This window comes from Microcoleus sp. S13_C3, assembly GCF_036700905.1.
Taxonomy (GTDB): Bacteria; Cyanobacteriota; Cyanobacteriia; order Cyanobacteriales; family Microcoleaceae; genus Microcoleus.
Window position 1 is genome coordinate 52210 of the sequence record NZ_JAUBPT010000006.1, and the last position, 13038, is coordinate 65247.

12 protein-coding genes are annotated in these 13038 nt (G+C 46.1%); 9 read left to right on the forward strand and 3 right to left on the reverse strand.

The features are described 5' to 3' along the window. The first annotated feature begins 138 nt into the window (after positions 1-138). The 5 genes from QUA16_RS03115 to QUA16_RS03135 all read left to right on the forward strand — a co-directional run bounded on the left by QUA16_RS03115 (position 139) and on the right by QUA16_RS03135 (position 7673). Positions 139-762: a Uma2 family endonuclease gene (locus tag QUA16_RS03115; RefSeq protein WP_333101813.1), complete on the forward strand. Its 624-nt coding sequence runs from the start codon at positions 139-141 to the stop codon at positions 760-762. A 629-nt stretch (positions 763-1391) separates the two neighbouring features. After that, positions 1392-4166, forward strand: coding sequence for an ATP-binding protein (locus QUA16_RS03120; protein WP_333181014.1), 2775 nt, complete (start codon positions 1392-1394; stop codon positions 4164-4166). Further along, positions 4159-5490, forward strand: coding sequence for a response regulator (locus QUA16_RS03125; RefSeq protein ID WP_333101811.1), 1332 nt, complete (start codon positions 4159-4161; stop codon positions 5488-5490). Before QUA16_RS03120 ends, QUA16_RS03125 begins: the two co-directional genes overlap by 8 nt. A 96-nt stretch (positions 5491-5586) precedes the next feature. Next, positions 5587-7137, forward strand: a complete 1551-nt coding sequence (locus QUA16_RS03130) for a thymidylate synthase (RefSeq protein ID WP_333101810.1) — start codon at positions 5587-5589, stop codon at positions 7135-7137. Further along, a complete protein-coding gene (locus QUA16_RS03135) occupies positions 7134-7673 on the forward strand; it encodes a dCMP deaminase family protein (RefSeq protein ID WP_333101809.1) in 540 nt (179 codons plus the stop codon). Before QUA16_RS03130 ends, QUA16_RS03135 begins: the two co-directional genes overlap by 4 nt. A 351-nt stretch (positions 7674-8024) precedes the next feature. Here QUA16_RS03135 and QUA16_RS03140 read toward each other — a convergent pair whose 3' ends face one another. The 3 genes from QUA16_RS03140 to QUA16_RS03150 form a co-directional block, all read right to left on the reverse strand. Further along, positions 8025-8528, reverse strand: a complete 504-nt coding sequence (locus QUA16_RS03140; RefSeq protein WP_333101808.1) for a salt stress protein, Slr1339 family — start codon at positions 8526-8528, stop codon at positions 8025-8027. A 72-nt stretch (positions 8529-8600) separates the two neighbouring features. Beyond that, positions 8601-9206, reverse strand: coding sequence for a VWA domain-containing protein (locus tag QUA16_RS03145; RefSeq protein WP_333101807.1), 606 nt, complete (start codon positions 9204-9206; stop codon positions 8601-8603). Between the two features lie 118 nt (positions 9207-9324). Further along, complete coding sequence (locus QUA16_RS03150) at positions 9325-9801, reverse strand: NAD(P)H-quinone oxidoreductase subunit N (protein ID WP_333059805.1); 477 nt, start codon at positions 9799-9801, stop codon at positions 9325-9327. A 431-nt stretch (positions 9802-10232) separates the two neighbouring features. Here QUA16_RS03150 and rplC point away from each other — a divergent pair, with 431 nt between their 5' ends. From rplC to rplB, 4 genes are all read left to right on the forward strand, one after another. Continuing rightward, entirely contained in the window at positions 10233-10868 is a 636-nt protein-coding gene (gene rplC, locus QUA16_RS03155; protein WP_333039608.1) for a 50S ribosomal protein L3, read from the forward strand. A gap of 190 nt (positions 10869-11058) precedes the next feature. Further along, positions 11059-11691, forward strand: coding sequence for a 50S ribosomal protein L4 (gene rplD, locus QUA16_RS03160; protein WP_190657994.1), 633 nt, complete (start codon positions 11059-11061; stop codon positions 11689-11691). Further along, a complete protein-coding gene (locus QUA16_RS03165) occupies positions 11684-11992 on the forward strand; it encodes a 50S ribosomal protein L23 (RefSeq protein ID WP_006634999.1) in 309 nt (102 codons plus the stop codon). Before rplD ends, QUA16_RS03165 begins: the two co-directional genes overlap by 8 nt. 175 nt (positions 11993-12167) lie before the next feature. Continuing rightward, complete coding sequence (gene rplB / locus QUA16_RS03170; RefSeq protein WP_333057787.1) at positions 12168-13031, forward strand: 50S ribosomal protein L2; 864 nt, start codon at positions 12168-12170, stop codon at positions 13029-13031. Positions 13032-13038: the final 7 nt, after the last annotated feature.

A 13038-nucleotide genomic window follows, 5' to 3' on the forward strand; every position in this document is an offset into this window, starting at 1 on the left:
ACCTTTCTGAATTGCTATGATATATAAATTGTCCGGCTAAGTTGAAAAGACAAAATCTACCAAGTTCAATAAGATCGTAAAGATGCGATCGAGAGCGATCGCTTGTAAACTTATAATCGTTAAACAGAGGTTGCGACCATGACAGCTACTATAATTATACCAAAAAGTGCCGACCAAAACTCAGAGCCAGAATTACCGCCAAAATCAGAAAATATAGCAGAAATTCCGCCAGAATCTGAGCCTAAGAAAGTCATATCTCTTGAAGATTTTTTAGTCAGACCTGCTGATAGAATGGAATGGGTTGACGGCAACTTAGTGGAGAAAACAGGAATGACATTCAAGCATGGTCTCGCTCAATCTAAATTATCTACATCCTGGAGAAATTACAAAAATTCCAGCGGACAGGGAGGAGAAGTTCTTACAGAAGTCCTTTGCCGGACTAGCAAGCAGGGTCGCCGTCCCGATGTTGCTTACATTACTCCTGAACTGCTGCCACAATCAGGCAATTTTACAGCATTTTCCCAAAGTTTTCCTTTGATAGCGGAAGTTGCTTCCCCCGAAGATAGCGGCGAAGAGTTATTTGCAAAAGCTCAAGAATATTTGGAATCGGGATGTTTAGAGGTTTGGTTGCTATTTCCTGAAGCTAGATTAATATTTGTCAATGCAGGGGAACGCTGGCTGTTGTTTAATGCCGATGAAGTTGTTAATACTCAAAGGGTACTTGCAGGTTTTAGCGTAGCCGTCAGTGAATTGTTGGCTTGAGGTATTTGTTAAACTAATTTATTAAAGCCATAAAAAGAGAAACTCACGGTGAGAAACTTTAGCTTAAGACTGGGTTTAATGAGAATGTGGGAACGATCAAATCGAGTTTAAGCTCGACCTACAGGTAACTTTAAAGTATTGATACAATTAACATCTGATTAGGGGACTGCGGCATAGACTGAAAAGGGCTGGATATAAAGGGTAAGCAGATTCATCCCACGACTAAAAGCCCTGGGCTTTCTTTGGGATTTTCTGTAAACGGTAGTCTTCGATGGGAATTGGGTTGAGAGATTGTTGGTGGAGTGCGTGCGATCGCCTTTAAATTTGAGCCAGAACGATCGCCCGATTTACTAAAAATCACAGTCGGCTAACAGATCGCCCGCCGATCGCAGCCTCCGGGCCAGTCCACCAATCAACGGAACATCAACCAACAAGGGCGATTGTTGCACTTCCGTGAACAATAGAAAACCACTGGCAACTTGCTAATACGACTGTTTGTTGGAAGTACAAGATTAATTGTTAGCGTCGGTGTCTAGCCAGGAATTTAAGCGCATTGAAAGCTTTACCAAGGTGGATTGAATATCAAGCTAGCAATTCCTCAAAGTCTATTTTCTAGAGAAGCTACTACCATGTCTCTGCCAAACTCATCCCTGAATCTATTTAAACTTAAGCGCAAACTTTCCCTGCGATCGCTCTTGATTGTCCCGTTTGTACTACAAATCTTCGTAGCAGTTGGATTAACGGGATATATTTCTCTAAGAAATGGACAGAAGGCAGTCAATGAAGTTGCCAGTCAGTTACGACAAGAGATGAGCTATCGCCTCAACCTGCAAGTTCTAAACTATTTGGAAAAACCTTATATTGCTGGACAAGTGATCGTAGCTGCGGCCCAAGAGGGTCAGCTTGATTTAACAGATTTCACCAAACTGGAACGAACTTTGTGGCGGTTAGTCAGCCAAAATACCCTCGAAGACGTGCAAATTGGTTTAGAGGATGGCACGAATATTGCCCTAGATACAACAATCAATGACGGCATCGTTTCTCGCCTCAGTGACAAATCGCGTCTACCTCAACGCCGATTCTACAAACTTGACGATCGAGGTCAACGAGTCGCACTGCTCAAAACTCAGGCAGAGTTTGACCCTCGGACTCGACCCTGGTATCAAGTTGTACAGAAAGCTGGAAAATCAGCCTGGACATCTGTGCCATACGTCAGCAGTTCATATAAATCGGCTACGCTGGCTCTATCCCAGCCGATTTACAATCGCGATGGAACGTTACTAGGCGTGGAAAAAAGCACATTTCGGCTGGACAAGATTCATCGTTTTCTGAGCGAGTTGAAGGTGGGTCAAACGGGACAAACGTTTATCGTAGATCGATCGGGCAATCTGATTGCCAGTTCAACGATCAGTCAGCCTTACATTATGGATCTTAAAAAAGAGGAGTTGCAACAAATTCCTGCCGTCAAGTCTGAAAGTTCTGTAATTCGTGCCACAGCGCAAGCTATCCTCGATCGATTTGGCAACTTCAACGCTATTGCACAGAATCAACAGCTTGATTTTATGCTGGCAAACCAACGGCAGTTCGTGCAGGTTTCCGCCATTCGAGACGAACGAGGTATCGATTGGTTCAGCGTCGTTGTAGTGCCTGAATCAGATTTCATGGCACAAATCAATGCCAATACTCGCACCACAATTTTGCTGTGTCTAGGGGCTTTGGTGGTGACGACTATACTGGGTCTTTTTACTTCGCGTTGGATTACCAAACCGATTTTGCAGCTACAAAAAGCCAGTCAGGCAATTAGTTCGGGACAGTTGGATCAAACACTTCAGGTGCAAGGCATTAGTGAATTAGAATCGCTGGCAGATTCCTTTAATCAGATGGCGGGCCAACTCAAAACCTCCTTTATCGAACTGGAAAGCCGTGTCGAGGAACGCACTGCAGAACTGAAAGAAGCAAAACTTGTAGCCGATGGCGCAAACCAAGCAAAAAGCGAATTTCTCGCCAACATGAGCCACGAACTCCGCACTCCCCTCAACGGTATTTTGGGCTATGCTCAAATCCTCAACCGCAGCAGCGCATTGCCAGGGAAAGAACGTCATGGGGTAGAAATCATTCACCAGTGTGGTTCTCATTTGCTGACGCTGATTAACGATGTGTTGGACTTGTCCAAAATTGAAGCCGGTAAATTAGAACTCGCACCTCAAGCGATTCACTTTCCCTCATTCCTCCAAGGTGTCGCTGAAATCTGCCGCATTCGTGCCGACCAAAAAAACATTGACTTCGTTTACGAGCCCGATCCACATTTGCCAGAAGGGATTTTTGCCGATGAAAAACGGCTGCGTCAGGTGTTACTCAATTTAGTGGGAAATGCGATTAAATTCACCGACAAAGGTTCTGTCACGCTCAAGGTTGGCGTAGTTGAGAATCCTCCCAATCCATCCACTCGCTCTTTCAAATTTCAAGTTGAGGATACGGGCGTAGGAATTGCGCCCAATCATTTGGAGAAAATTTTTCAGGCTTTTGAACAAGTCGGCGATCGCCAGCGCCAAGCCGAGGGCACCGGTTTAGGACTGGCAATTAGCCAAAGAATTGTCCAACTTATGAACGGACAAATCCAAGTTAACAGCCAACCCGGAGTCGGGAGTGAGTTCTTTTTTGAGGTGGAACTGGCGATCGCCACCGATGGGGTACAGCAAAACTCCTTCACAACAGGAAAACAAATTATTGGTTACGAAGGACAACGACGCAGCATACTTGTGGTGGACGATCGTTGGGAAAACCGAGCCGTTCTGGTCAACTTGTTAGAGCCACTAGGATTCCAAGTTAGTGAGGCAGAAAATGGACAAGCAGGATTGGAAAAAATACGACAGTCTCAACCTGACTTAGTGATTACAGACTTGGCAATGCCAGTCATGGATGGCTTTGAACTCCTCAAACAAATTCGCAGTGCAAAGGATTTGGAACACCAGAAGATCGTAGTCTCTTCTGCAACAGTGACACAAGCCTATCGACAGATGAGTTTAGATGCAGGGGGAAATGATTTCCTGGCCAAGCCAGTGGAAGTTAGTGAATTATTTAACCTCTTAGCCACTCATTTGGAATTAAAATGGAAATATGAAATGACAGGCTCCAACGAGTCTGAACCATCCACTCCAACCACTGCATTAGAGAACCCAGAAGGGATGATTATTCCTTCCCATGTAGAGTTAAATACCTTACTAGAATTGGCACAGCAAGGCAACTTAAAACGGCTACGATCGCACACAGAGCATATTGCTCACTCTAACCCTCGCTACGCTGATTTTGCCTCACAAATTCTTCAATTAGCCAAGCAGTTTAAAGCCGAAGAGATTGAAGATTTGCTACAACAACACCTCACAGAGAAGAAAGCCGATGTCTAGTCCTGAATTAATTCTGGTGGTGGATGATACCCCTGCCAACTTAGAAGTGGTTTGTGAAACCTTAAGTGATGCTGGGTACGAAGTAACAACCGCAATCAACGGCGATCGCGCTCTTAAGAGAGTCCAAGCTTATCCTCCCGATCTGATCTTGCTCGATGTTCAAATGCCAGGAATTGACGGCTTTGAAACCTGCAAACGTCTGAAGGCAGATCCCAAAACAGCCAGTATTCCCATCATTTTTATGACCGCTCTCTCCGATGCCGATAGTAAGGTGAAAGGATTTGTCTTGGGTGCTGTGGACTACATCACCAAACCCTTTCAAGAACAGGAGGTGCTAGCACGGGTAAAAACTCATTTGCAGCTACGGCAGTTAACTAAAAATCTCGAACAGCGTGTAGCTGAGAAAACCGCTGATTTAGAAGCAGCACTCACACAACTGCAACAGTCTCAGCTTCATTTAGTCCACACGGAAAAAATGTCTGCTTTGGGCAATTTAGTGGCGGGTGTCGCGCACGAGATTAATAATCCGCTTGGCTTTATTGCTGGCAATCTGAAACCCGCTCAGGATTGTATTAAAGACCTCTTTCAAGTTATCGATCTCTACCAAAAAGAACTCCCTTATCCAAGTGCCACGCTACAGGCATTCCTGGAGGAAATAGACTTGGAATACTTACAAGAGGATTTACCCAAGTTAATTGATTCGATGCAAGAAGGAGTCGATCGCATTCACACAATCAGCACCAGTTTAAGAACTTTCTCGCGTTCTGATTGCGATCGCCCCATTCCTTACAATATCCACGACGGGCTTGACAGCACAATCTTGATTCTCAAGCATCGCCTCAAAGCCAACGAATGTCGCCCGGAAATTGCAGTCATCACAGACTATGGCGATCTGCCATCGGTAGAATGCTTTGCCGGACAGTTGAATCAGGTATTTATGAATGTGCTGGCAAATGCGATCGATGCCCTTGAGGAATCAAATAAAGGACGCAGTTTTGCTCAGATCAAAGCCAACCCCAACCAGATTACTGTCAAAACCCAATTGTCGGAATCTCAGGCACTGATCCGAATTCAGGATAATGGGATTGGCATTACGGATGCGGTGAAGCCAAAAATTTTTGAGCATCTGTTTACCACCAAAGGCGTGGGGCAAGGAACAGGGCTGGGATTGGCGATCGCTCATCAAATCGTAGTCCAGAAACACTCTGGAACTCTAGAAGTCAACTCAACTTTAGGTGAAGGTACAGAGTTTGTGATTTCAATTCCGGTGAGGGCGATCGCTGTAAAAGACATTCAGGCAAGGATCTGCGTTGACGCAGTATAACAAATCGTTGCAGCGGCAGCAGAAACCTGATTAATCGCCTCTTCAAACCCTCCAAACTATTGATATAGTAGTACGCGGTGCAAAAAACGGTAAACCATGACAGCCACAAATCTCATCAATAAATTTGAGTACAAACCCCTATACAAACCAAATCAGTTAATTTGTGGAACGGGGCAAACAGCCATTGTCAGCGGCTGGACAGTAAAAAGTGCGATCCTTTCCAAGGGCTGCGCTAACGGCAAAAAATTACAACCCAACGAGTTTGCTGTCATCGGACAACTATACTCTCCTACTCGCGGCATCAACTTCTTAATTAGAAATTTGCTGTGCAATCCCCACGTCCGCTTTTTAGTAATTCTCAACGCTACCAAAGAAGACCGCAACTCCGGTGCCGCAGCGTGCCTAATCGACTTTTTTCGCAACGGCTTTGAAGCGGGAAAAAGCGATACTGGTAGAGATTGCTGGCTAATTAAATCTTCAATATTTGGCTACATTGATATTGAAATAGCAGCCGAAGCCTTAGAACTATTGCGTCATTCAATAGAATGGAAAGAAGCCCAAAATATAGCAGAAACAGTGACCTTTGTCAAGTCTTTTGCCCAAAAAGAATCTGTGGAACCTTGGGGAGAACCCGTAACATTTCCGCTAGTCGAAATCGTTCCGACTGTACTCCCCGGTCAGAAATACGGACACAGAATCGAAGGCAAAACTATCGCCGAAACTTGGGTAAAAATCATCCACCGAATTAAGACCACCGGCACCTTGCGGCCGACTGGTTACGACGGACAGTGGCAAGAATTAATCGACTTAATGGCAGTGATTACAGATGAACCTGCGGAGTTCTATTTTCCTGAACCGAATTACTTACCAATAGACCGTGATTTTATCGAACAGTACAAACCGCAAATGCTGGAAGATGCCCCCTATAACGAAGGCATTAAATATACTTACGCACAGCGGATGCGGTCGTGGTTTGGACGCGATCAAATTGAAGAAGTTATTGCCAAACTCATTAAGGAAATTGACGCGGCAAGTGCTGTAATTAGTTTGTGGGATGCAGGCGGAAATATTAACAGAAGACCTGATGGTTCCTCCGACCACCAGCACAGCGGCAGTCCTTGTTTAAATCACATTTGGGTGCGAGTTGTGGATGAGGAAATATCGCTAACTGCAACTCTCCGCAGTAACGATATGTTTGCGGCTTGGCCGGCCAATGCAATGGGTTTGCGGGCTTTGCAGCAGCACATTCGAGATGAAATTGCGAGGCGTTCCGATTATAATTTGACAATGGGCCCGTTGGTAACGCTGAGTCAATCGGCTCACTTGTATGATGATACCTTTGAAAATGCCGATCGACTTATTCAAACCCAATATGCTAAAATCTGCGAAGATAGAGACTTTTTCGATGCAGCAGGCAATTTTTTAGTTGAAGTAGCCGACAATCAAATAGTTGTCACGCAAACCACTCCCGGCAGCGGCGAAGTTGTCACCTGTTATTCTGGAACAAACCCTCTCAAGTTAGTGCGAGAAATTTGTGCGGCTTCCCCTGCCATCAAAGGCGAGCATATTGGTTATTTGGGAATAGAATTGCAAAAGGCGGCCGAGTGTCTGAAAACGAGCAAGCAATACATCCAGGATAGACGATGAATTTAGAAGAAGAAAGACCGACTTGGGACGAATACTTCTTAATGTTGGCAAAATTGGCCGCTACTCGATCGACTTGTCTGGCTTTTCCTGTAGGCGCGGTGATAACTAAAAACAGGCAAGTTTTAGCAACCGGTTACAACGGTTCGCCGTCAGGTTCGGCACACTGTACAACTCAAGGCTTCTGCTATCCTGGTTTGAGTAGTTGCGACGCCAGCAAAACTTTGCCCTCAAGGGCGGTTCACGCGGAAGCAAATGCGATCGCCAAAGCTGCTAAACACGGTATATCTACTGCTGGGGCTAGTATTTACGTCACCTTAGAACCCTGCATCTATTGTTTGAAATTAGTCATTGCGGCTGGAATTCGAGAAGTGTTTTACGAAACGAGTTTTAACAGCGGAGAAAAAGCTGCTTTGAGAGATACTTTTATCAGTGAAGGTATTGTTGAGTTAAAACAAATTCTGCTATCTGAAGATACAGCCAAAAAAGCCGCTTTGTTTTTGTTGCATCCTACATCTGTGGCCAAAAATTTAGTATAGGATCAATCCTCCACGTGGTTGTCGCAGCCACAGGAAATAAATGTGCTGTGTTCCTATAAATGATATTTATTTGGTGGTAATTTGTTGGGATACGGCAGTGCCGTATCCTAAATCCCGCGTGATACACAGGATATTATGTCCGGTCCCTAATACGGTAGGGGCGGGTTCACCAAAAATATCTGCCAATAATTGACAATCTCAAAAACCCGCCCTTTTAATCGCTCGATCAGACATGATATGATATTTATTTTACCCTTTGCAAAGACACAGCACTGCCGTGTCCTTACAAAAAATAGAGATGGCAATTAACCAAAAAACGGCATTAGAAATTGTGAATACCGTGTAGTTGAATCAATCAAACTCATTCACAGCTTGCAAATAGTCGATCGCCGCATCTATCCTCGAAGAATACTTAAAAGCAAACTGATCGAACCAATATCCCTCATCGGAATTCTTATCCAACTTTTTCAGCCAAACCTGAGCTTGCCTAACTTTCTGTCTGTGCGTTTGTACCTCCAACTGCCCCGCGACTTTTTCTGCTGGCTGCGGTTGCTGTGAAGCGACTGCCTGAGCTTGATTTTGCGCTTCGTGCTCAGCCTTAAGCGGTTGCTGTGAAGCCACTTCCTGAGCTTGATTTTGCGCTTCGTACTCAGCCTTAATTTGAGCTAAATCCTTATCCAAAGAACCAGCATACAAATTTATATCTGATGTTTTAAATGTTTGATTTGACGGCACTGCAGCTTGTGGCACAGGCGCTTGTGCTGGCACCGGCGCCTGAGTTTTCAACTCAGCATTTTTTTGAGATGCTTGATACTCTGCCTTAAGTTCACCTAACAGGCGATCGATAGATTCCATAACTTAAACCCCCTAAAAAATGCTGCTGGGCAAACTAGCCCAAATATAATCGCGTGAACTTCGCCCGCCTCCTCAATCAGTTATTGCATTCAACAATACCTCCGTCAGGGTCATTCCTTCAATATCATCCATCGTGACAGTATCAACGATATCGAATTTAGCCCCGGCGCTTTGCAGTTCGTCATCCAATATCTTGAGAAACTTAGTAGCTTCCGGCGCATTTCCTACTTGAATAAAAGAAATTGCCAACTCTTCATCTCGATCGAGCTTCCGCGAAGCCTCTATAATCGTTTTCATCACTTCTTTGCGATCGTCCGGTTCCCCGTCCGTCACCACTAATAATGTTTCCCCATTTTGCTTGGTCTTACCGGATGCTTTGCGCTGAAAATAACTGTTCAGGGCGTCTTGCAGAACAGCAGCTAAATTCGTAGTCCCCGAAGGTTCGTTTTCTTGGAAAATTTGCACGACTTTAGCTGATGTTACGTTGTCGTAGCGCTTGAAGCGACCGGAAAACACATAAACTGTTATGCCATCAGGATCGAGTTCTTCGCATTTATTCGCCAATGCGATCGTCGATTCTTGCATGAGCGCCCACCGACTTTTACCGCCCATCTGGTCTTTGGTGTACATACTGCCGCTTTTGTCAATGATGATGGTATAATCGCGGTTCTGAAGCATAAGATTTTTCCTGTTAATTAAGTTTTTCCCAAAAATAGCAAAACCAGCGAGCAGAAGCTGTTGAGCTTTAGTTGCTCGCTGCGTTTTTTAGTTGATTTGCGATCGCAAATACCGGAATTTAAGCTGCAACTAAAGCATCTTTAAGTGGCTTCCAGCTAAAAGCTCGATCGCCCCCCATCTCAACTGCTATTTTAACTCGCGGTTCTAACGTCGGCAAAACAGTCAAATACTCAATCTCCTGACTCGACAAAATCTGCCCTTCAATAATCCACAGCACCAGTCCTTTTGCTTTCGGCGGCAAATTGTCTAATTGAGTTTTCAACATCGGCGGCACGTAGTACGTATAACCCACAGCCCCTTCATTGCCAGTAGTTTTCTTGCCCAAATGCGGCGGCCGCACCCCGTGAACCCCGGTCAAATACATCGCCAAATCACCCAAACCCCGCGCCGAAATCGTGTACCCACCGTAGCCCGCAGCCCTCAGCCTGCGGAGGTAGCGCCCCTCAAATCCTCCCTCTAAAGGAACGTACAGGGCCAGCGACCCCGACTTTTCCAAATCCCGAATCAGATCAGATCCCGTCGTAATCAGTCCCATAAATTTGTGTTTCCTGCTGTATCAAAATTGGGTCGATCGCTGCTTGCGAGCTGGAAATATTATAAATCCTAAAGTTGAGCCGAAAAATTCTCATCCCGGCCTTGACAAACGGCAAACACTTCATGTACTATTGTGAATTGTCGCCGTAAAGGATACTGAGTAGTTTGCTGCTCAAGTCCTGGCGCAAACAAGCAAGACCGAGACAAAACTCGGAGATAGAGTCGGTAAAAAGCCGCGAATCTCAACCCTTGCAAGACTTCCACAAGCTCGCTCCCAAATTTAAAACTCAAATTTTAAACACCGAGGAAGGCTGTTGGTTGATAACAGTTAATTGCAGGAACACTGAAATAAATGTTTCTGCACAAGAGCAAGCGGATTGACGTAAATTTCGCAATCCGAAACCTCTTGCGTAAATAAAAGGAAGAAAATCCGTGTCTGTAGGCATTCTTGGCACTAAACTAGGCATGACTCAAGTGTTTGACGCCGAAGGGAGAGCCATCCCCGTCACCGTCATACAAGCAGGGCCTTGTACAGTAACTCAAATCAAAACAAAACAAACTGACGGCTACGGTGCCGTTCAAGTTGGATACAACGAAGTTAAACCAAAGGCTCTCAACAAGCCAGAACTAGGACACCTTGCCAAGTCGGGGGCGAATCCATTGCGCCACTTGCAGGAATACCGATTGGAAGACACCAGTTCCTTTGAATTAGGTCAACAACTAAAAGCAGATACCTTTACACCGGGACAAATAGTAGATGTCATCGGTACAAGCATCGGTAAAGGTTTTGCAGGTTTTCAAAAGCGCCACAACTTTAAACGAGGCCCCATGTCTCACGGTTCCAAGAACCACCGCGAGCCGGGATCGATCGGGCCTGGAACTACTCCTGGTCGCGTTTATCCTGGGAAAAGAATGGCAGGACGTATGGGCAACGTTCAAGTCACCGTCCGCAAACTAACAATTGTCCGGGTGGATACAGAGCAGAATTTGCTGCTAATTAAGGGAGCAGTTCCCGGCAAAGCTGGCGCCTTAGTCAATGTTGTGCCTGAGAAAAAAGTAGGACGTTAGTCAGTAGTCATTAGTCAGTAGTCAGCAGTCAGTAGATAGTGGTTGGTCGTTAGTAGCAAGCAATAACTAAGAACTAAAAGCTGAAAACTAAGAACCCAAAACTAAGACCTGAGAACAGACGACAGACAACAGACAACAGACAACAGACAACTAACAACAGACAACTAACAACAGACAAAGGACAAAAGATATGGTTAATTGTGTAGTGCGAAATTGGCAAGGCGAAGAAGTTGGGGAAACAACTTTAGAACTGCGCGTAGCCAAAGAAGAAAATGCGTCTCACATCGTTCACAGAGCATTGACGCGGCAACTGAATAACGCCCGTCAAGGAAATGCTTGCACCAAAACTCGATCGGAAGTCAGAGGCGGTGGCCGCAAACCCTGGCGTCAAAAAGGCACCGGCCGAGCCAGAGCAGGTTCGATCCGTTCTCCGCTGTGGCGGGGCGGCGGTGTCATCTTCGGGCCAAAACCGAGAGACTTTGAAGTCAAAATGAACAAAAAGGAACGCCGTCTCGCTTTGCGGACAGCATTCCAAAGTCGCACCGAAGACATCATTGTGGTTGAAGAATTTGCAGAGCAATTTCCGAGACCGAAAAGCAAAGAATTGCTGAGTGCGATCGCCCGCTGGGGCATCGAACCCGATACAAAAGTTCTGTTAATCTTGCCAGAACCGCAACCAAACGTCTACTTATCAGGACGCAACATCGAATTAGTAAACGTCATCTTGGCAACCTCCCTGAATGTTTACGACGTTCTCGCGGCTGACAAAATTATCGTCACATCTACAGCCATAGCTAAAATTCAGGAGATTTACGGTGAGTAAAATCGACCCCCGCGACTACGCAGATTTGATCCAGCGTCCGATTCTCACCGAGAAAGCTACCCGAATGATGGAATTAAATCAATTCACATTCGACGTAGCCCCCAAAGCGACGAAGCCTCAAATCAAAGCTGCAATCGAAGAACTATTTAAGGTCAAAGTCATCGGCGTCAACACCCAAAACCCGCCGCGCAAAAAGCGTCGAGTTGGCAAATTCGTCGGCTTTAAACCTTGTTACAAGCGAGCAACCGTAACTCTGACCGACGGAGACTCGATCCGCAAACTCCTATTCCCAGAAGTCTAGACGATTTTGGATTTTAGATTTTAGATTTTAGATTTTAAATTGCGGTTAACTGGTGAAAATTCTCGAACCAGAAAACTCGTAAGTTAACCAAAGATCGCCAATCTTCAACCTAAAATCTAAAATCGATAAACGTCAAATCCAAAATCCAAAATCCAAAATCTAAAATAGATCGATTATGGGCATCCGTTCTTACCGACCTTATACCTCCAGCACCCGAGAACAAACCGTCTCGGACTTTGCTGAAATTACCAGATCAGAGCCAGAAAAGTCTCTAACCAGCAATAAGCACACCAAACAAGGCCGCAACAACCGAGGCGTCATCACCTGTCGCCACCGGGGAGGCGGTCACAAACGGCTGTATAGAGACATCGACTTCCGCCGCGACAAACACAGCATTCCCGCTACCGTCAAGGCGATCGAATACGACCCCAATCGCAACGCCCGCATCGCCCTCCTGTTCTACAAAGACGGCGAAAAACGGTACATCCTGCACCCGCTCAACTTAAACGTCGGTACAGTAATTGTCTCAGGCCCAGACGCGCCGATCGAAATCGGTAACGCCCTCCCCCTGAAGAACATTCCCCTTGGTACCAGCATCCACAACGTCGAGCTAGTACCCGGAAAAGGCGGACAAATCGTTCGCTCCGCCGGCTCCAGCGCTCAGCTAATGGCAAAAGAAGGTAGCTACGTCACCCTCAAACTGCCATCCGGCGAACAGCGCAAAGTCCGCGCCGACTGCTACGCCACCATCGGTCAAGTCGGCAACACCGACGCCAGAAACATCAGCTTGGGTAAAGCAGGTCGCACCCGCTGGAAAGGTCGCAGACCCACCGTTCGCGGTAGCGTCATGAACCCGGTAGACCACCCGCACGGCGGTGGCGAAGGCAGAGCTCCCATCGGACGTCCGGGGCCTGTCACTCCTTGGGGTAAACCAGCATTGGGTGCAAAAACTCGACGCAAAAACAAGCGCAGCGACGCTTTAATCGTCCGGCGCCGCCGCAAAGCTTCCAAGCGCGGCAAGGGCGGCAGACAAAGCTAGTCATCAG

Coding starts and splice junctions, on each gene's coding strand:
- rplD (WP_190657994.1), top strand. CDS start 11,059: ATGGTTAATTGTGTAGTGCGAAATTGGCAAGGCGAAGAAGTTGGGGAA.
- QUA16_RS03145 (WP_333101807.1), bottom strand. CDS start 9,206: ATGCTTCAGAACCGCGATTATACCATCATCATTGACAAAAGCGGCAGT.
- QUA16_RS03135 (WP_333101809.1), top strand. CDS start 7,134: ATGAATTTAGAAGAAGAAAGACCGACTTGGGACGAATACTTCTTAATG.
- QUA16_RS03140 (WP_333101808.1), bottom strand. CDS start 8,528: ATGGAATCTATCGATCGCCTGTTAGGTGAACTTAAGGCAGAGTATCAA.
- QUA16_RS03120 (WP_333181014.1), top strand. CDS start 1,392: ATGTCTCTGCCAAACTCATCCCTGAATCTATTTAAACTTAAGCGCAAA.
- QUA16_RS03130 (WP_333101810.1), top strand. CDS start 5,587: ATGACAGCCACAAATCTCATCAATAAATTTGAGTACAAACCCCTATAC.
- rplB (WP_333057787.1), top strand. CDS start 12,168: ATGGGCATCCGTTCTTACCGACCTTATACCTCCAGCACCCGAGAACAA.
- QUA16_RS03150 (WP_333059805.1), bottom strand. CDS start 9,801: ATGGGACTGATTACGACGGGATCTGATCTGATTCGGGATTTGGAAAAG.
- QUA16_RS03115 (WP_333101813.1), top strand. CDS start 139: ATGACAGCTACTATAATTATACCAAAAAGTGCCGACCAAAACTCAGAG.
- QUA16_RS03125 (WP_333101811.1), top strand. CDS start 4,159: ATGTCTAGTCCTGAATTAATTCTGGTGGTGGATGATACCCCTGCCAAC.